This is a genomic window from Pseudomonas sp. RT4P38, from assembly GCF_054897765.1.
In genome coordinates, this window is record NZ_CM142703.1 from 3,019,916 (window position 1) to 3,038,997 (window position 19,082).

Annotated in this window: 16 protein-coding genes; 6 read left to right on the plus strand and 10 right to left on the minus strand. The window is 59.5% G+C overall.

Annotation, left to right across the window (positions count from 1 at the left end; all coding sequences use genetic code 11):
- The first annotated feature begins 10 nt into the window (after positions 1 to 10).
- Both ACYZT7_RS14070 and ACYZT7_RS14075 read left to right on the plus strand, forming a co-directional pair.
- Positions 11 to 1,423 (plus strand): aldehyde dehydrogenase family protein, encoded by a 1,413-nt coding sequence (locus tag ACYZT7_RS14070; RefSeq protein ID WP_462041482.1) that lies wholly within the window; start codon positions 11 to 13, stop codon positions 1,421 to 1,423.
- Between the two features lie 55 nt (positions 1,424 to 1,478).
- Entirely contained in the window at positions 1,479 to 1,973 is a 495-nt protein-coding gene (locus tag ACYZT7_RS14075; RefSeq protein ID WP_462041483.1) for a cation:dicarboxylate symporter family transporter, read from the plus strand.
- A gap of 358 nt (positions 1,974 to 2,331) precedes the next feature.
- Here ACYZT7_RS14075 and ACYZT7_RS14080 read toward each other — a convergent pair whose 3' ends face one another.
- From ACYZT7_RS14080 to ACYZT7_RS14095, 4 genes are all read right to left on the minus strand, one after another.
- Positions 2,332 to 3,897, minus strand: a complete 1,566-nt coding sequence (locus ACYZT7_RS14080; RefSeq protein WP_462041484.1) for an amino acid permease — start codon at positions 3,895 to 3,897, stop codon at positions 2,332 to 2,334.
- 153 nt (positions 3,898 to 4,050) lie between these two features.
- Complete coding sequence (locus ACYZT7_RS14085; protein ID WP_462041485.1) at positions 4,051 to 5,211, minus strand: iron-containing alcohol dehydrogenase; 1,161 nt, start codon at positions 5,209 to 5,211, stop codon at positions 4,051 to 4,053.
- A 3-nt stretch (positions 5,212 to 5,214) separates the two neighbouring features.
- The gene (locus ACYZT7_RS14090; RefSeq protein ID WP_462041486.1) at positions 5,215 to 6,606 is read right to left on the minus strand and encodes an aldehyde dehydrogenase family protein; all 1,392 of its coding nucleotides are present in this window, start codon (positions 6,604 to 6,606) and stop codon (positions 5,215 to 5,217) included.
- A gap of 7 nt (positions 6,607 to 6,613) precedes the next feature.
- Positions 6,614 to 7,987, minus strand: coding sequence for a glutamine synthetase family protein (locus tag ACYZT7_RS14095; protein WP_462041487.1), 1,374 nt, complete (start codon positions 7,985 to 7,987; stop codon positions 6,614 to 6,616).
- 196 nt (positions 7,988 to 8,183) lie between these two features.
- Between ACYZT7_RS14095 and ACYZT7_RS14100 the strand changes: the two genes are divergently transcribed.
- Complete coding sequence (locus ACYZT7_RS14100) at positions 8,184 to 8,501, plus strand: carboxymuconolactone decarboxylase family protein (RefSeq protein WP_462041488.1); 318 nt, start codon at positions 8,184 to 8,186, stop codon at positions 8,499 to 8,501.
- A gap of 107 nt (positions 8,502 to 8,608) precedes the next feature.
- Here the strand turns inward: ACYZT7_RS14100 and yghX are convergent, their stop codons facing one another.
- Entirely contained in the window at positions 8,609 to 9,496 is an 888-nt protein-coding gene (gene yghX / locus ACYZT7_RS14105) for a YghX family hydrolase (protein ID WP_462041489.1), read from the minus strand.
- 413 nt (positions 9,497 to 9,909) lie between these two features.
- Between yghX and ACYZT7_RS14110 the strand changes: the two genes are divergently transcribed.
- On the plus strand, positions 9,910 to 11,439 hold the full coding sequence (locus ACYZT7_RS14110) for an MFS transporter (protein WP_462041490.1): 1,530 nt from the start codon (positions 9,910 to 9,912) through the stop codon (positions 11,437 to 11,439).
- 69 nt (positions 11,440 to 11,508) lie between these two features.
- Here the strand turns inward: ACYZT7_RS14110 and ACYZT7_RS14115 are convergent, their stop codons facing one another.
- The 4 genes from ACYZT7_RS14115 to glcD are packed head-to-tail and all read right to left on the minus strand — an operon-like array spanning position 11,509 to position 15,715.
- Positions 11,509 to 11,910 (minus strand): heme-binding protein, encoded by a 402-nt coding sequence (locus ACYZT7_RS14115; protein ID WP_462041491.1) that lies wholly within the window; start codon positions 11,908 to 11,910, stop codon positions 11,509 to 11,511.
- Between the two features lie 20 nt (positions 11,911 to 11,930).
- Entirely contained in the window at positions 11,931 to 13,148 is a 1,218-nt protein-coding gene (glcF, locus tag ACYZT7_RS14120; RefSeq protein WP_462041492.1) for a glycolate oxidase subunit GlcF, read from the minus strand.
- Positions 13,149 to 13,151: 3 nt separating this feature from the next.
- Entirely contained in the window at positions 13,152 to 14,216 is a 1,065-nt protein-coding gene (glcE, locus tag ACYZT7_RS14125) for a glycolate oxidase subunit GlcE (RefSeq protein WP_462041493.1), read from the minus strand.
- A complete protein-coding gene (gene glcD, locus ACYZT7_RS14130) occupies positions 14,216 to 15,715 on the minus strand; it encodes a glycolate oxidase subunit GlcD (RefSeq protein ID WP_462041494.1) in 1,500 nt (499 codons plus the stop codon). Before glcD ends, glcE begins: the two co-directional genes overlap by 1 nt.
- Positions 15,716 to 15,949: 234 nt before the next feature.
- Here glcD and glcC point away from each other — a divergent pair, with 234 nt between their 5' ends.
- Positions 15,950 to 16,717 carry a transcriptional regulator GlcC gene (glcC, locus tag ACYZT7_RS14135; RefSeq protein ID WP_462041495.1) on the plus strand — a complete coding sequence of 256 codons (768 nt, stop codon included), beginning with the start codon at positions 15,950 to 15,952 and terminating at the stop codon, positions 16,715 to 16,717.
- Between the two features lie 30 nt (positions 16,718 to 16,747).
- Here glcC and ACYZT7_RS14140 read toward each other — a convergent pair whose 3' ends face one another.
- Positions 16,748 to 18,511: an L-lactate permease gene (locus ACYZT7_RS14140; RefSeq protein WP_462041791.1), complete on the minus strand. Its 1,764-nt coding sequence runs from the start codon at positions 18,509 to 18,511 to the stop codon at positions 16,748 to 16,750.
- Between the two features lie 173 nt (positions 18,512 to 18,684).
- On the opposite strand from ACYZT7_RS14140, the gene ACYZT7_RS14145 reads away from it, so the two are divergent.
- Positions 18,685 to 18,921, plus strand: coding sequence for a hypothetical protein (locus ACYZT7_RS14145; RefSeq protein WP_462041496.1), 237 nt, complete (start codon positions 18,685 to 18,687; stop codon positions 18,919 to 18,921).
- The last annotated feature ends 161 nt before the right edge of the window (positions 18,922 to 19,082 follow it).

The following is a 19,082-nucleotide window of genomic DNA, read 5'->3' on the forward strand; positions in this document are numbered from 1 at the left end:
GAGAAAGCCTGTGAACCTATCACGTCTGGCCCTGGCCGTTGTGGAGCCGCAAATCGAAGTCTTTAACCCATTTGACGGCACCGTCATCGGGACCGTCGCGGATGTCTGTGCGTCGCAAGTGCCGCAGTTGCTGGAGACCGGGCGCAGCGGTGCGCGAGCTTGCGCCGAGTTACCGCGTCATCGTCGGGCACGCATTCTCGAGCAAGCTGCATTGAACATCGAACGCGATGCCGTGGCGTTTGCCCGGCTGATCGTCGACGAAGCTGGGAAGACCCTTAAGCAGGCAGAAAAAGAAGTCAAACGCTGCGTCAACACCCTCAAGCTTTCTGCCGAAGAGGCCAGGCGTAATGCCGGGGAAGTGGTGCCTTTCGACGCCTATGAGGGCTCTGAGTCGCGCCAGGGCTGGTTTTCTCGCGAACCCCTGGGCCTGATCGTCGCGATTACCCCGTACAACGATCCGCTGAATCTGGTGGCGCACAAGCTCGGTCCCGCCATTGCCGGCGGCAACGCGGTGATTCTCAAACCGTCTGAGCTGGCGCCGTTGTCGGCCATCAAATTGGTGTCGTATCTGGTCATGGCTGGGTTGCCCGAATCGGTGGTCACGGTTGCCACCGGGGGGGCGGAACTGGGCAAGGCCTTAGTCGCCTCACGTGAGGTGCGGATGATTTCCTTTACTGGTGGCTTCGTCACCGGGGAGCAGATTGCACGCACGGCCGGCCTGAAGAAACTCGCCATGGACTTGGGCGGCAATGCGCCGGTTATCGTAATGGGCGACTGCGACCTTGAGGCCGCCGTCGAGAGTTGCTTGTCAGGGGCCTTCTGGGCAGCGGGGCAGAACTGCATAGGCACTCAGCGTTTGCTGATTCAGGCGTCGATTTATGAAGCGTTCCGTGAGCGTTTTGTCAGCCAGGCCAAGGCGCTTGTGAACGGCGACCCTATGCGTGCCGACACTGATATCGGCCCGATGATTACCCCGCAAGCCGCGCAGAATGCCGAGCAGGTGGTGAACGACGCGTTGCAAGAGGGCGCCACATTGCTCTGCGGCCATCGGCGCCAAGGCTCGTGCTACGCCGCTACGGTATTGGAAAACGTCGATCATTGCAGTCGGCTGTGGCGCGCCGAAGTCTTCGCGCCGGTGGTGGTTTTGCAGCTTTTCGAAACCTTCGATGAGGCCATCGCATTGGCCAACGAGCCCGAATACAGCCTGCATGCAGGGATCTTCACCAATGATCTGGCAACGGCCATGAGCGCCGCACGAAGAATCGAAGCCGGTGGTGTGATGATCAACGACTCCTCCGATTACCGCTTCGATGCGATGCCGTTTGGCGGTTCCAAGTACGGCAGCCTGGGCCGGGAAGGGGTGCGCTTCGCCTATGAGGAAATGACCCAACCCAAGGTGGTGTGCCTGAACACGCTGGGCTAATCGATTCGAGGAACATCCAATCAGGTCGTTTTGCATTCATTCACGACTGCGCCGCATGTTCCGTCATCTGTATGTGCAGGTGCTGCTAGTGATTGTGTTGGGCATTATCTTTGGCCATTTCTACCCCAGCCTCGGCGAAGAAATGAAGCCTTTGGGCGACACGTTCATCAAGCTGATCAAGATGCTGATTGCATCGATCATCTTCTGCACCGTGGTCAGTGGCATTGCCAGCATGCAGAGTCTCAAGCGAATCGGCCGGGTTGGCTTCAAGTCGTTGCTGTACTTCGAATTGCTGACCACCCTGGCGTTGATGGTCGGGCTGATCGGGGTCAACCTGATGCACCCCGGCTCAGGCATGCACATCAACCCGGCGACCCTCGACGTCCATGCCGTCGACAGCTACAGCAAGCTGGCGCACGAACAGAGTGTGGTGGGGTTCCTCACTCATATCGTGACCAGTACCGTGTTGGGCGCCTTTGCCGAGGGCGATATTTCATCGGCAACGGTGTTGCCACGCTGTTCATTGCCAAGTGGGAAGAGAACCCAATAGCGTATCTTGGAATAGTTCCTTTTTAGCCCTTGATACACCCCAAAAACAAGTCCAGAATTGAGTTTTTTCCTGCTTCGGTAAGAAAAGAAACCCTTTAGATTTCAAGGGGTCGGACACCAGATGCGAGTCTCGTTTCCCGCTCCAAGTATTGAAAAATGGATCTCTGAAAAGAGGTCCATTTTTTTCGTCCGAAGAAAAGTCTTTCCTTGGTTCGTCCCGCTACATTCCCTGAAAACATTTAAGTCCAGCCCCAATGGGTACGTTTTTCGCGCAGTTTCTTGGCGAACAACTGGCGAGGGAGCAAGTACCCTCGCCACAGGTTACTCATCGTTCGTTCTATCTATTAGCTGACTGTGGATCAGCTTCCAGCGCGTTTATTCAATGCCTCTTCAGCCGCCGCAATTTCAGCCTGACGCTTGACGATCACGTCGCCAATCGGCGGCCCCTGGAAGCGGCGGGCTTCAAAACCGAACCAGACGATGGCCGTCAGCACCAGGAAGCCGATGGTGATGTACAACGCCCAATCGTTCGGTGGCTGGATGCCGATGACGAAAATGATCACCATCGAGAGGATCGAGAGGAGGGCGAACACCGAGTACCAGAAGCGCCCCATGTTCCACGGCCCCATGGTCGGCCACTTCGAAGTCCCGTAGGTAAACAGGCCCAGCACGATGGGGATGACGAAGGAAAAGAACAGGAAGATCACCGTGCAGGACACCACGATGGTATAGACCGGCGTTTCACCGATCGATATCACGGAGGATCCCCAAACGAACAACACCGCGAGCGTGGCACCCGTCCAGATCGCCGCCACCGGGCTGCGACGGGTCGGCGAGACCGAGGCCAGTGCTTTGGAGAAGGGCAGGCCGCCGTCACGGGAGAACGCGAAGATCATGCGTGAGACCGAGGTCACAGTCGCCAACCCGCAGAGAAACTGCGAGATGAAAATCGCCACGTACAGCGCCGTTTTTACTGTCGGGTTCACCTGAGTGTCCATCGCCCAGAAAAACACGGTCCAACCATGCTTGGCCGCCTCGTCCATGCTCGGCAGCATCAGCACAAACGAGCTGAGCATGACCCAGCCGAACAGCAACGACCAGACCACCGACATGACCATGCCACGTGGCACTGACATGGCCGCATTGCGGGTCTCTTCCGAGGTGTGCGCGGAGGCGTCATAGCCGGTGATGGTGTAGATCGGCAACAGCAGGCCGAGCATGAAAATCCAGCCGTTCGAGACCTGTGGCCAGACGCTGCCGCCTGCTTCGCCGGAATAGTTGCTGAAAGTCCATAACCGGGCGAACTCATAACTGGGCGCCGATATCAGGCAAACGATGGTCAGCGCGAGCGCCGTGGCGAAAATCAGATAGCCCGAGAAGTCGGTGAGCTTTGCCGTCAGGCCGATACCCAGGTGGTTACACAAGGCCTGGAGGCCGGTCAGGATGGCCAGAAAAATCACCCTGGTCGTAGTGGTGTCTTCCATCCCAAGGGCCGGTCCGAAGGCACCGAAAAAGAAGTAATAGGTACCGACGTTGATCGCACCGAGCACGGTGACTAACCCCAGTAGGTTGAACCACGCGGTCAGCCAGCCGGTAAAGCGGTTACCGAGAATCGAACCCCAATGATAGAGGCCGCCGGCCGTGGGGTAGGCCGAGGAAATCTGCGCCATGGCCATGGCGAAAACCCCGGAGATCAGGCAACCGATCGGCCAGCCGATGCCGATTGACGCACCGCCCGCACCCGAGGTGCCCTGGGCGAGTGAATTGATACCACCCGAGAGAATGCAGATGATCGAAAAGGAAATGGCAAAGTTGGAGAAAACGCCCATCCGTCGCGAGAGCTGCTGGGCATAGCCCATGCTGTGCAGCACCTTGACGTCATCGTCTTGCGGCGCGCTCGTGCCGGGCTGGCTTGCTGGCTTCATGTTGTGTGCCCCTTAGGTTTTGATACGCATCCATCCGGGTTGTACGTGACCGGATGGGCTGGCTTTCAACCCCTTGTCGTACTGCTCCTTTTTTTACCGATAAACCCTGTCCATGCTGCGTGTTCACAACTTGACCATGGACAGACGACTGCTTCAGAGACGGCCGTGGTACGCCGCGTCGAAAATTTCTGCCGCGCCATTTCGGGTCAATGGCAGCGGGTTGCCACCGGCGCAAGGGTCGACAATCGCCATGTCTGCTATCAGGTCGGCCTGCTGGTCATCCACCCCCAGCTCAAACAGCGTATGGGGCACGCCGATGTCCTTGCGCAACTTGAGGACGAAGGCCAGAAAACTGTCGAAGCCGGGAGAGGGCAGACGCAAATAAGCCGCGAGGCGGGTGATGCGTTCCTCGATGGCCGGGCGATTGAATTTCAGCACATAGGGCATGAACGTGGCATTGGTCATGCCGTGATGGGTGTCGTACAGGGCACCCACCGGATGTGAGAGGGCGTGCATCCCGCCCAGACCTTTCTGAAAGGCGGTAGCGCCCATCGCGGCAGCCGCGAGCATGTGCGCTCGCGCCTCAAGGTCCGAGGGTGTGTGTACGGCTCGCACCAGGGCATTGGCGACCAGGCGCATGCCTTCCACCGCAATGCCTTCGGCCATGGGATGAAAACCCGGGGAACAATACGATTCCAGACAATGCGCGAACGCATCCATGCCGGTGCCCGCGGTGACCTTTGCCGGCATGCCGACGGTGAGGGCCGGGTCGCTGATGACCACGCGCGGCATCATTTTCGGGTGGAAGATGATGCGTTTGGTGTGCGTACGCTCATCGATGATCACCGCCGCACGGCCCACTTCCGAGCCGGTACCCGCCGTGGTCGGCACCGCAATGATTGGAGCGATGCTGCTTTCGTCGGCGCGTGTCCAGTAGTCGCCGATGTCTTCGAAGTCCCAGACCGGGCGGGTCTGGCCGCTCATGAAGGCGATGAGCTTGCCCATGTCCAGGCCGCTGCCACCGCCGAAGGCGACCACGCCATCGTGTTTGCCGGCGCGCCAGGCCTCAAGTCCGCCTGCCAGATTGGCTTCGACCGGGTTGGGTTTAAGGTCGCAGAACAGCGCGACGCCAAGGCCGGCGGCGCGCAAGGCGTCCAGCGCTGAGGTGGTGATCGGTGCACGCGCCAGGCCACTGTCGGTGACCAGCAACGGGCGCTGGATCCCTTGGCTGCGGCAGATTTCGGCGAGCTCGGCAATGCGGCCGACACCGAAGCGGATGCTGGTGGGGTAGTTCCAGTTCGCGGTCAGGCTCATGGCTCAGATCTCGTGGCGCAAATGGAAGGATTTCGCTCGGGTCAGGTTGTCATAGCCCAGGCGCGACAGCGTGACGCCGCGCCCGCTGTTCTTCACCCCGGTCCAGGCCAGGGCCGGGTCGAGGTAATCGCAGCGGTTCATGAACACGGTGCCGGTGTCGATCTCGTTGCCCAGGCGTTCCGCGGCGACAAGGTCTTGCGTCCAGATGGAAGCGCTGAGCCCGAACTCACTGTCGTTCATCAGGGCGATGGCTTCGTCGTCGCAGGCCACCGGCATGATGCCGACCACCGGACCGAAGCTTTCCTCGCGCATCACCGACATTTGATGGGTGACGTCGACTAATACTTGCGGCGCGAGGTAGGCGCTGCCCGGCGCATCGGCAGGAAAATCCTTTGGATCGATCAGTGCCCGAGCGCCCTGTGTCAGTGCTTCGGCGATCTGACCACGAACGAAATCAGCGGCGGTCGGTGTGACCAGAGGACCCAGTGTGGTGGCTTCGTCCAGCGGATTACCCAGCACGTATTGGCGAGCCAGCGCGACGAAGCGTTCGACAAAGGCGGGGTAAATTTTTTCATCGACATAAATGCGCTCGACCGCGCAACAACTTTGCCCGGAATTGAAGAAGCTGCCATCCACCAGATTTTCTACCGCATGTTCGAGGTTGGCGTCTGCGCGGACGTAGGCCGGGTCTTTGCCACCGAGCTCCAGGCCCACGCCGAGGAAACCTCCGACAGCAGCGTGTTCCATGGTCTTGCCGGCTTCGACCGAGCCGGTGAAGTTCACCTGCTGCACCCGTCCAGAGGCAATGATCACCGCGGTATGGAGATGACTCAGCAGCAGGTTTTGGAACAATCCTTCGGGCAGATTGGCACGGCGAAACGCCTCGGCGAACCGTTCACCGACCAGCAGCGTTTGCGAAGCGTGTTTGAGGATGACGCTGTTGCCGGCCATCAGCGCCGGGATGATCGTATTCACTGCCGTCAGGTAGGGGTAGTTCCAAGGCGCGACGACCAATACCGTACCCAGCGGCTCGCGTTTGATACAGCGTCGAAAACCGGCGACGGGGGTGGGTTCAAGCGCTGCCAACGCTTCAGGCGCAATGGCGATCATATGGCGGGCACGTTCTTCGAAGCCGCGCAGTTCGCCAGCGCCAAAGCGCACCGGGCGGCCCATCTGCCAGGCCAGTTCCGGCACGATATCGGCCTTCATGGCCAGCATCGCGTCCACCGCGGCGCTGCAAAAGGCGGCGCGTTCGCTCAGCGGCCGACGTTTCCATTGCGCCTGGGCAGCTTCGGCAGCCGCCAGCGCCTGGTCAATCTGCGCAGCATCGGCGCAGCGGCGTTCGGCGTAGACCCGGCCATCGACCGGTGAGATGAGTTGAATGGTCGAGGTCATGGAGGTCTCAATAGCGCTCGAAGCCGCGCTGCAGTTCCCAGTCGGTGATCCGCCGGTCGTACTCTTTCTGCTCCCATTCGGCGGTGTGCACGTAGTGGTCGATCACTTCATCACCAAACGCCTCGCGTAACATCGTTGAGGCCTGGAGCGAGGCGCTGGCTTCGCGCAGCGTCTTCGAGACTTCAGGCAAATGCTCGTCGAGGTAGGCATCGCCCTCAAAGGGCGGCGCGAGGGTGAGCTTCTCGTCGATACCGGCCAGTCCCGCAGCGATCAAGGCGGCGAAGGCCAGATAAGGATTGAGGTCGGCGCCGCCGATGCGACATTCAATGCGGATGGCTTTGCTGCCTTCTGCGCACAAACGAAAGCCTGCGGTGCGATTGTCCCGACTCCACACCGCCCGGGTCGGTGCAAAGGTGCCGGCCTGAAAGCGCTTGTATGAATTGATGTAGGGCGCGAGAAAACAGGTGATGTCGTTGGCATATTTGAGCTGCCCGGCCACCCAGGAGCGCATCAATTTCGACATGCCAAACTCCGCCTTGGGGTCGAAGAACAGCGGCTTTTTGGCGCTCTTGTCCCACAGCGAATTGTGGATGTGGCTGCTGGAACCGGCGGCGTCATAACGCCACTTGGCCATGAACGTGATCGCCTTGCCCTGCAGTTGCGCGATCTCTTTGCAGGCGTGCTTGATGATGACGTGGTGGTCGGCCATGGTCAGGGCATCGGCATAGCGGATATTGATTTCTTCCTGGCCCGGGCCCCACTCACCCTTGGAATTTTCCACGGGAATGCCGCAGGCCTGCAGATGTTTGCGAATCGCCCGCAGCACCGGTTCCTCGCGGGTGGTCTGCAGGATGTTGTAGTCCTCGATGTAGTGACCGGCCGTCTTCGGCTTGTGGTAGTTGCGCTCGTGGATGGCCTCGTAGCTTTCGTCGAACAGGTAGAACTCCAGTTCCGAGGCAAACATGCCGGTGTAGCCGCGCTCGCGCAGTCGCTCGATCTGCTTTTTCAGGATCGCCCGCGGGCTGTGTGGCAGGTCGCGCCGATGGTGATGATCGAGCACATCGCAGAGCACCAGCGCCGTGCATTCAAGCCAGGGCACCCGTCGCAACGTGGCCATGTCGGGCTTGAGCACAAAGTCGCCATAGCCTTTGCTCCAGCTGGCCGCGGCGTAACCTGGCACCGGCTCCATGTCGATGTCGTCGGCCAGCAGGTAATTGCAGCAGTGGGTTTCTTCGTGGCCGCTGTCGATGAAAAACTCGACCTGGAATCGCTTGCCGACCAGTCGGCCTTGCATGTCGACCATGCAGACAAGAACAGTATCGATCTCGCCGGAGACGGCGGCACGTTTGAGTTCGGCTAAGCTGAGGAAGGGCTCGGTCATCACGTCAGTCCTGCGTGAATTGTTTGGGCCTGTCTGAAATAGCTGTTGCAGACGCTCTCCAGAACAAACCAAAACCTGCAGACGCGAGCATCGTGAGCAATGAGCTGATGTAAGCGTAGCCTACTGCCGCAGAGTGCAAGTTTCGGAAATCGAAGGCTGATGATTCTGTTCGCACCTCCCACGCGAGGACACAAAGATGGCAAAGAAGAGAGAGCACAACACCTACCAACGTCTCGAACAGCAGTACCCGGATTACTTGGCCGCAGTGGAGGCCCTGGGTACGGCGGTGCGTCACACCGGCCCACTGGAGGAGATCGTTGTCCAGATGATCCAGCTCGGTGCTGCGGCGGCCATTCGCTCTGAGGGCGCGGTGCACAGTCATACCCGACGGGCACTGGAAGCGGGCGCTACGCCAGAGCAGATCCGTCACGCGCTGATCTCACTGACGAGCACGATCGGTTTCCCGACCGTCGTTGCGGCCATCAGTTGGGCGGACGATGTGATTGAGACATGAACGAGGGCCTATGGAGCCGCGTTTGAGCACCTGACTCGTCAGCTTTTCGAAAACCTCCATTCATGCGGAATCTGGCAACAGAGTCAAAGCAGACTTCAGCTACACCATTAAACGAGATACCGCCGAAACCACCCCAGCGTCCGGTCCCAGGCCAGCCTGGCCGCGGCGTCATCGTATCGAGGCGTGGAGTCGTTATGGAAACCATGGTTGGCGCCGGGGTAGATGTAGGCTTCATACGTCTTGCCCGCGGCTTTCAATGCCTTCTCATAGGCGGGCCAGCCTTCGTTGATGCGCGTATCCAGTTCACCGTAGTGAAGCATCACCGGCGCCTTGATTCTGGCCACATCTTTGGCGTCTGGCTGTCGGCCATAAAAGGACACGCCAGCCCCCAGTTCCGGATAGGCCACGGCTGCGGCATTGACGACGCCACCGCCGTAGCAGAACCCGGTGATCCCGACTTTTCCGGTGGTCGCGTCATGCTTCATCAACCACTCGATGGCGGCGAAAAAGTCGTTCATGAGCTTTTCAGGGTCGACGGTCGCCTGCAGCTCCCGGCCTTTGTCATCGTTGCCAGGATAGCCGCCCACCGACGTCAGGCCATCGGGCGCGAGGGCGATGAATCCTGCCTTGGCCACACGCCGCGCGACATCTTCGATGTAAGGGTTGAGCCCGCGGTTTTCATGCACGACCACCACGGCCGGCACTTTGCCGGTGGCTTTCGCCGGGCGCACCAGATAACCACGGACCTGCCCGTTGCCCTTGGGCGATGGATAGGTGATGTATTCGGCAACAATGTCCGGGTCGGTAAATTCAATCTGCTCGGCGAGCGCATAATTCGGACTCAGGGCGGCGAGGAGCGCGCTGGCCGTCAAACCACCTAGGGTGAACAGCGCCGCTCGATCCAGAAACTCTCGCCGGTTGATCTTGCCGTGGGCGTAGTAGTCGTACAGTTCGAGCAGTTCCGGGGCAAAGTCTTTCGCAGTGAGACGGGTCATCTGTGCGCTTCCTCTTGGGCGGGTCGATTGCTCTGTCGGTTGGACAGCGTGAGCGATACCTATCGAGCGTAGCCGTTCACAAAAATAAGAGGCCTCGAAGACTGGGTGAAAACGCGGAGAGGGTGACTCAAGCAAACGCCCAAGATTGTTTGGGGCGCTTGCTTTTGGGGTGGGGCAGACGGAAAAGGGCTTTCAGCCCATCAGTGCCATCAAACAATATGAAACAAATAGTCGATTGAGTTGTAATGTAACGAAACTATAGAAGTGTTCTGCTTTCCCGCGAGAAAAGTTAATTTTTCTTACGTTGCAAGTTGCATTCTTAAACCCTCGCCATGGAAGTGCGCAGGGTTCGTTTCACGGAAGCATTGAAAAATGTCCCGTGATTTTTTTGAGGTAATAAGGAGCTTGGAGCAATGGTGTTAATAAGTGAGACAGCGCAACAAAGAGCAAAATCAAAACGATGGTCAGCCCTAAGCGTGCTGATGCTGCCAGTACTACTGGTGACAGTAGACAATACGGTCCTTGGATTCGCGTTACCAAAGATTGCCGAGGCCCTGCGTCCGAGCGCTAGTCAGCAGTTATGGATGATCGATGCCTATTCGCTGGTATTGGCGGGATTGCTGGTGTCGATGGGCAGTTTGGGCGATCGAGTCGGTCATCGTAAGTTGTTATTGGCTGGGTCTTTGGGTTTTGTCATTGTGTCGGTGCTGACCGCCTATTCCGATACGGCTACACAACTGATTGCCGGGCGAGCTTGCATGGGGATTTTCGGTGCAATGCTGATGCCCTCAACGTTGGCATTGATACGTTCGGTATTTGTGGATCGAGAGGAACGGAGAGTAGCTGTCGCGATCTGGGCAACAACGCTGACGGTAGGATCGGCACTCGGTCCTTTGGTCGGTGGGGTTTTGCTGGAATTTTTCAGCTGGGAGGCGATTTTCCTGTTGGCGATACCCGTATTGGTGCCGTTATTGGTATTGGGACCGGTGTTGTTGCCCGAGTCCGAGCAAGACTGTTCAGGACCATTGGATCCGCTCAGTATCCTGCAATCGATGGTTGCCCTCAGTGCCATCGTTTACGGCATTAAACACAGCGCTAGTAATGGTGTTGACGGGTTGGCACTGACAGCATTTGTAATCGGCATGGTTGCTGGGTGGATGTTTGTGCGTCGGCAGTTACGTCTGCCTGTGCCGCTGATGGATCTGAGTCTGTTCCGAAGTGGCACCTTTAGCGGCTCGGTGATGATTAATCTGATGAGCCTCGCGTTTCTCGTCGGCTTTGTATTCTTCACCACTCAGTTCTTACAGATCGTCCTTCAGATGTCGCCCTTGAGGGCTAGCTTGGCGTTAGTACCTGGTCAGATCATGGCAATCGTAGTGGGAATGGCAGTCGTGCCTGTGGCGCGTCGAGTACAGGTGCATGTGCTGGTGCCGATTCTGATGGCGTTTGTTGGGGCGGCGTTTTTGTTGGTCGCCAGCATCGGCAGCAGCCTGTTCGTTCTGGTGGTGGCTTTTGCCTTGCTGAACATTGGCGTGGGCGCGATCGCGACGGTATCCAACGACGTGATTTTATCCGCCGCACCGCCGGAAAAGGCGGGTGCGGCGTCGGCCATTAGTGAAACAGCCTATGAGGTGGGTGTGGTTTTGGGGACGACAGTGCTCGGTGGTCTCGTCACTGCCTACTATCGCGGTGCATTGCAACTTCCGGGTTTTTTGAGCGAGGTGCAGACGATGCTGGCGAGTGAGACGCTATCCGGTGCTAATCATGTGGCGGTGCAGTTGTCGGGAGATCAAGCACGTACGCTGATGACGCAGGCGGGAAGTGCATTTGAGGGTGGAATTAATTTGGTTTCGTGGGTGACGTTCGGTTTGGCACTCATGGCGATTTTAATTGCCTGGCGCGCTCTGCGGACACCGAAGACGGAACTTGCTGAAGGGCAGTGATCGAGAACGAACGTTGGGCCGTTATCACACGGCCCGACTATTTCAGCGCACAGCTCAAATCAGTTCGGCTCAGTTCAGGCATTGCGCGCCGGCTTTGGCGACTTGTGCGTCCTGCTCGGCTTTCACACCGGATACCCCGACCGCGCCGACCACCTGGCCATCGACGATGATCGGCACGCCACCTTCAAGCGAGGTCAGCAATGGCGCCGACAAAAAGGCGTGGCGGCCGCCATTGACCATCTCTTCATAGCCTTTGGATTCGCGCCGACCGAGGGCCGAGGTGCGGGCCTTTTCGGTGGCGATGTAGGCGCCAATCGGAGCGCAACCGTCGAGGCGTTCGAGGGCCAGGGGATGGCCGCCGTCATCGACAATCACGATGGTTACGGCCCATTGATTGTTCTGCGCTTCGGTGCGTGCAGCCGCGAGGATTTGGCTGACTTCGGTCTGGCTCAGTACGGCTTTGCTTTTCATGGCAATTCTCCAGTGCTCGGTTATGGCAAGGCGGCTTCGACCAGTTCGATCCAGTGCCTGACAGGGGTTCGGCCCGCACCGTCGAGGTGGGACTGACAGCCGATATTGGCCGTGACAATGACTTCGGGATGTCCGCTTTCCAGCGCATTGAGCTTGTTGTCGCGCAGTTGCCGGGACAGTTCGGGTTGGGTCAGCGAATAGGTGCCCGCCGAGCCGCAGCACAGGTGATCGTCGGGGACCGACGTGAGGTTGAAACCCAAACTCGTCAGAATCGCTTCAACCGCGCCACCCAGTTTCTGCGCGTGCTGCAATGTGCAGGGGCAATGAAACGCCAGGCGTTGGTCGCCATGGATGCCGAGCTGTTCCAGCGGTTCGTCGCGCAGCACTTCAATCAGATCCTTGGCGAGCGCACTGACCGTTCTAGCCTTTTCGGCATAGACCGGATCGGTGCTGAGCAGGTGACCGTAGTCTTTGATGAAAGCGCCGCAACCGCTGGCGGTTTGCACGATGGCCTCGGCACCTTTTTCAATGCTCGGCCACCACGCATCGATATTGCGGCGGGCGCGATCAAGGCCGGCCGCCTGAGCGTCGAGGTGATAATCCACGGCACCGCAGCATCCGGCTTCGTGGGTCGCGGTGACGCTGATCCCCAGTCGATCCAGTACTCGGGCGGCGGCCGCGTTGGTATTGGGCGACAGACTCGGTTGCACACAGCCTTCGAGCATCAGCACCTGCCGGGCGTGGCGAGTGGTCGGGCGCGGCTTGGCCGGATAGACGCGGCGGGGTAACTTTATTTTCAAGGTGTTGGGCAACAACGCCCGGAACACCTGGCCGCTGCTGACCAACCCTTTGAACAGCGCAGGATTGGGGACGACGCTGCGCAGTCCCTCGCGCAACAACCGCTGACCGAGTGGGCGCGGCACCGCCGCATCGACCACGGCCCGGCCGATGTCCAGCAAGTTGTGGTAGTCGACGCCGGAAGGGCAGGTGGTTTCGCAGTTACGACACGACAGGCAGCGATCCAGGTGCTGTTGGGTCTTCTGCGTGACTTCGTTGCCTTCCAGAACCTGCTTGATCAGGTAGATGCGGCCCCGCGGTCCATCCAGTTCATCGCCCAGCAATTGATAGGTCGGGCACGTGGCATTGCAGAAACCGCAGTGCACGCACGTGCGCAGGATGCTTTCGGCTTCTTCGGCGCGGGGCAGTTGGCGTGCGTGTTCGCTCAAGGTGGTCTGCATGGGTCAAAGCTCCGCGTACAGGCGTCCTGGGTTGAAGATTCCCCGGGGATCGAGTTGTTGCTTCAAGTTCCGGTGGTAGCGCATCAGTGCGGCAGGCAACGGTTGGAACGGGCTGTCGATCAGGCCATGGCTGTAGCAGGTCACATGCCCGCCGACTTCTTCCACGATCGAGCGAATGAACGTTGCCTCTGCGTCGGTTTTGAGCCAGCGCTGTGCACCGCCCCAATCGATCAGCTGACGGCCAGGCAGGGAAAGTCGAGGCGTGTTGTGAGGAACGGACAGGCGCCAAAGTGCCTGGTCCTCATCGAAAAAGCTCAATCGATGCTCGTTGAGATCAGCCCAATACGAGGAGTCCAGCAACTCGCCGCCCAGTCGCTCATGAGCCGCAGCCACCGAGCCTTCGCCACCCTCAAGCCGCAAGTGCAGGCGCTGCCCATCGTGGCACGCGGCGCTGATCGGCAGCGGTTGTTGCCCCCATTCTGCGAGGCGAAGCAAGGCGCGATCACTGGCCATTTCCAGACTGATGCTTAAGGCTTGACGTGGCTTGGGTAGCACCTTGAGCGAGACTTCGGTCACCACGCCAAGCGAGCCGTAGCTGCCGGCCATCAACCGCGACAGATCGTAGCCGGCAACGTTTTTCATGACTTCGCCACCGAAGCGTAAATGCTTGCCATGACCGGTGATGACCCGTGTCCCGAGGACGAAGTCCCGAACGGAGCCCGACCAGGGACGTCGTGGTCCCGACAACCCGCTGGCGATCATGCCGCCGACCGTGGCGCCGTCGCCGAAGGAGGGCGGTTCGCAAGGCAGCATCTGTTGCGCTGCATCCAACACCTCAGCAAGCTCCGTCAACGGCGTGCCGCAGCGGGCGGTGATCACCAGCTCGGTCGGGTCGTAGCTGACGATGCCTCGGTGGCTGCGCGTGTCGAGGACTTCACCCGCCACGATGCGCCCAAGAAACGCCTTGCTGTTGGCGCCTTGAATACGCAACGGCGTGGCGTTTTGCAGCGCCTGGTTGACCTGCTCGAGCAGCGCGCCGCTGTCGTCGATATCGTGTTCACTGCGCATCAGAAACGCTCCAGATCAGGGAAAGGCATCTGACCCAAATGAACGTGCATGGCGCCAAACTCGGCACAGCGGTGCAGCGTCGGAATGTTTTTCCCAGGATTGAGCAAACCACTCGGATCGAAGGCGGCTTTGACGGCATGGAACACGGTCAGCTCATCGCTATTGAACTGCGCACACATCTGATTGATTTTCTCCCGACCCACGCCGTGTTCACCGGTAATGCTGCCGCCGACCTTCACGCACAATTCGAGGATCTTGCCGCCCAGGGCTTCGGCGCGATCGAGTTCGCCCGGTTGATTGGCATCGAACAGAATCAGTGGGTGCATGTTGCCGTCACCGGCGTGGAAAACGTTGGCCACCCGCAGGTCGTACTCGGCGGACAACGCGGCAATCGCCTGCAGCACTCCGGGCAGCTCGCGGCGCGGAATCGTCCCGTCCATGCAGTAATAATCCGGTGAGAGACGGCCCACCGCCGGAAAGGCATTCTTGCGTCCGGCCCAGAAACGCACGCGTTCGGCTTCATCGCGAGCCTGGCGAACTTCGGTGGCGCCGGCCTGTTCCAGCACTTGGCGCACGCGATCGCAGTCATCATGAACGTCGGCTTCAACGCCATCGAGTTCACACAGCAGGATGGCTTCGGCGTCGACCGGATAGCCAGCGTGGATGAAGTCTTCGGCGGCGCGAATGGCCAGGTTGTCCATCATTTCCAGGCCGCCGGGGATGATGCCGGCGGCAATAATGTCACCCACCGCGCGACCGGCCTTCTCGACGGAATCGAACGCCGCCAGCAGCACTTTGGCGGTCTGGGGTTTGGGCAGCAGTTTGACCGTAACCTCGGTAATGACACCGAGCATGCCTTCGGAACCGGTGAACAACGCCAGCAGATCGAAGCCCGGAGAGTCGAGCGCCTGCGAACCCAGGCTCAGGTGTTCGCCGTCGACAGTCAGGATGTCAACCTTGAGCAGGTTGTGCACGGTCAGCCCGTACTTCAGGCAATGCACGCCACCGGCGTTTTCGGCCACGTTGCCACCGATAGAGCAGGCGATCTGGGAGGAGGGGTCCGGCGCGTAGTACAAGCCAAACGGCGCAGCGGCCTGGGAAATCGCCAGGTTGCGCACGCCCGGCTGAACCCGAGCCGTGCGGGCGGCGGGGTCGATGTGCAGAATACTATTGAAGCGCGCCATCACCAGCAGCACGCCTTTTTCCAGCGGCAATGCACCCCCGGACAAACCGGTGCCGGCACCGCGGGCGACCACCGCGACATGCCGCTCATGGCAGAGCCGAAGCACGCCTTGTACCTCATCGATGTGGCGCGGCAGCACTACCAGCATGGGCGTGGTGCGGTAAGCAGAAAGTCCGTCGCATTCGTACGGTTTGAGCTCTTCCTGTTGATACAGGACTTCCAGATCCGGCCACTGCGTGTGCAGGGCTTGCAGCAGGGCGGTTTTGTCGACGTCAGGCAGGACGCCGTCGACGCGTTCATCGTAGAGAATGTTCATAGTCGGTTGACGACCCTCAGTTGTTTTTATAGGAGGTCTGTGTCCGTTTACCACTGACTTGCATCATTGGCCTGAGGCGTTCTACTGTCTATGTGTTGTTTGGCTGGTCGAACCAGTTTTTTATTCGATGGTTTTTTATTCGTTTAGAAAAACGTTTTTAAAACATAAGGTTATGTTTGTGTTTTAGCATTTTTGGTTTTGGCAGTGAGGCTGGTCATACCAGTTGGAGAGTCGATGGAAAGGGCAGAAACGAGCCGTAATCCGCAAGTCGCAGACGTGGTCTGTGAACGCATAGAACGGCTGATCGTGGACGGGGTACTCAAGACCGGGCAACTGTTGCCGTCGGAGCGTCGTCTGACCGAAAAACTCGGCGTTTCCCGCACGGCACTTCGCGAGGGCCTGAAGCTGTTGCGCGCTCGCGGGATTATCAAGACAGAGCAGGGCAAAGGTTCATTTGTAGCCGACCTTTCGGGTCACGGTGCGGCGTCGCCGCTGATGCACTTGTTCAGCTCACAGCCACGCACGCTCTACGATTTATTCGAGGTCCGCAGCCTGCTCGAAGGCGAGTCCGCACGCCTGGCGGCGTTGCGCGGAACCGACGCCGACTTTGTCCTCATCACCCGCAGCTACGAGGCGTTGCTCGACGCCCACACCCGTTCGCTGGAGGCTTCCGAACACGCCCGGCTCGATCATGCGTTTCATCTGGCGATTTGCGAGGCCTCGCACAACCCGGTGCTGGTGCAGACCTTGCGCTCGCTGACGGACTTGCTGCTGAATACGGTGTTTGCCTCGGTCAACAACCTCTACCACCGCGAGCCGCAAAAACGTCAGATCGACCGTCATCATGCGCGGCTCTACAACGCGGTCACCGGCCGTATGCCGGAACAGGCACGCAAGGCGGCCATCGCGCACATCCAGAGCATCTGCGAAAACCTCAAGGAAATCGAAAGCGAGGAACAACGTCTGGTTCGGGCCACGCTGCGACTTGAGGGGTGGGCGTAAGGCCCGGGCGGTGAACCCGGGCTACGTCAATCAATTCCCGCCGACCACCATATGACTGAACGGCGCCACATACGCCTGCAATGTCACCAAACCACCGACCAGAATGGCCAGGATGATCGAGTGGAAAAACACATAACGCAGGATTTCCCCCTCATGCCCGTACCAGCGGGTGGCGGTGGACGCCACCACGATCGACTGAGCGTCGACCATCTTGCCCATGACCCCGCCGGAACTGTTGGCAGCAGCCATCAACACCGGGCTGATCCCCAACTGCTCGGCGGTCACCCGTTGCAAGCCGCCGAACAGCACGTTGGACGCCGTATCCGAGCCGGTCAAGGCCACGCCGAGCCAGCCGAGCAGGGTGCCGAACATGGGGTAGAAGATGCCCGTCGCGGCGAAGGCCAGGCCCATGGTGGCGTCCAGGCCTGAATAGCGGGTGAGGAAACCCAGGGCGAGCATCGCGACGATGGTGATCAGCGAGTAACGCACGACCCAGATCGTTCGCAGGTACTGGTGGATCAGTTGCGGGATGGAATAGCCCATCAGCAGCCCGCCGAGAATCGCCGCCAGCAGGATGCCGCTCCCGGTGCTGGTGAGCCAGGTGAACTTGTAGACCGCTTCCTCGGTTTTAGGCGCGGGCACTACAGGCGGGACCTTTTCGATCTGCTGGTGGATCGTGGTGAACGTCAGCACCGGGGCGAAGATCGGGTTCGCTTCGCGCATCGGTTTGCCCTGAGGGTCGAGCTTGGCCGAGTTGGTGGCCGGATCAATCGCCGGGCGGGTATCGAACATGTTTTTGAAACCCTGGGTGCCCCAGGCGAACACGAACACGGTGAGGATGATCCACGGCAACCACGCGCGCATCACAGCAGGCTTGGCATCGGTGGCAAAGGCCGCACTGGCGACGGGTTTTTCGTCATGCTCTTCGGCTATTTTGGAGTTGTCGACTCGCCCGGACAGTGCGGCGGAGGTATGCACCATGGCCGGCTTCCAGACCCTGAGGAAACCGGTCAGACAGGCCATGGAGATCAGCGCGGCGATCACGTCCACCAGCATCGGCCCGTGGTAGTTGGACACCACGAACTGTGGCACGGCAAAACTGACCCCGGTCACCAGAATTGCCGGCCAGATTTCCAGCATCTTGCGCCATCCGGCGAAGGCCCAGATCAACCAGAACGGCACGATCACCGAGAAGAACGGCAGTTGCCGGCCGACCATCATCGACAGCTCCATTTCATCCAGCCCGGTCACCTTGGCCAGGGTGATGATCGGCGTGCCCAGCGCGCCGAACGCCACGGGTGCGGTGTTGGCGATCAACGCCAGGCCAGACGCGGCCAGAGGCGAGAAGCCCAGCCCGATCAGAATCGCCCCGGTCACCGCCACCGGCGTGCCGAATCCGGCAGCCCCTTCGAAGAAAGCACCGAAGCAGAAAGCAATCAGCAGCAATTGCAGGCGTCGATCGTCGGTGATGCGCGCCAGGGAGTCCTGCAGCACCTTGAACGAGCCGTTCTCGGTGGTCAGCCGATGCAGGAAAATGATGTTGAGCACAATCCAGCCAATGGGCAGCAAACCGTTGGCGGCGCCGTAAAGGGCGGCCGAGCCGGCCATGTTCGCCGGCATGCCGAAAGCGAAAATCGCGATCACTAGTGCCGAGGCCAGGGCCATCAATGCCGCCAGATGCGCCTTGATATGGAAAAACGCCAGGGCTGCCAGCATCACCACGACCGGTACTGCTGCCATGAGGGTTGAAAGTATCGGGTTGCCGAACGGATCGTAGATTTGCTGCCAGACCATGTTCCACCTCTGCTTTTTATTTTTGGGCGTGCTGACCCCGGTGGGGGCGGTGGCTTCCAGTATAGGTGGCATTACGCCGCGGTCCTGGCAGGCCTTCTCGTGGACCGCACTGAGCTAACATGGCCCATAGGTAAATGCGCTACTCGGACTTCAACGACGAGAGGAATGCAGCAATGACTGAACGCCATATTCACCACAAGGAAACGCTGTCGAACGGATGCAAGATCGAGGTCAAAACCGAGATATTGAAGGACGGCTCGCTGGGGATGTTCATCGGTGTGTACCGGCCGGACGGCACGGCCATTTTTGAGGATCACGATCCAAAACCACATTTGCTGGACATGGAGGCCGCCTTGGATTGGGGTATCGAAACGGCGAAAGACGTCGGTAACAGCCAAAGAACACTATAAGCCCGGCTCTGGACACCCACATGAACAAGGCTATAACCACCATGAAGAAAGAGCAGGTCGGTGCAAAAGAAGAAGAGGGAGGAGATTCAGCCTCTCAGCTGATCGACGCGAGAACACCTCGACACGAGCAGCCCCTCGCACCCAATCGGCTGAATAAGCGG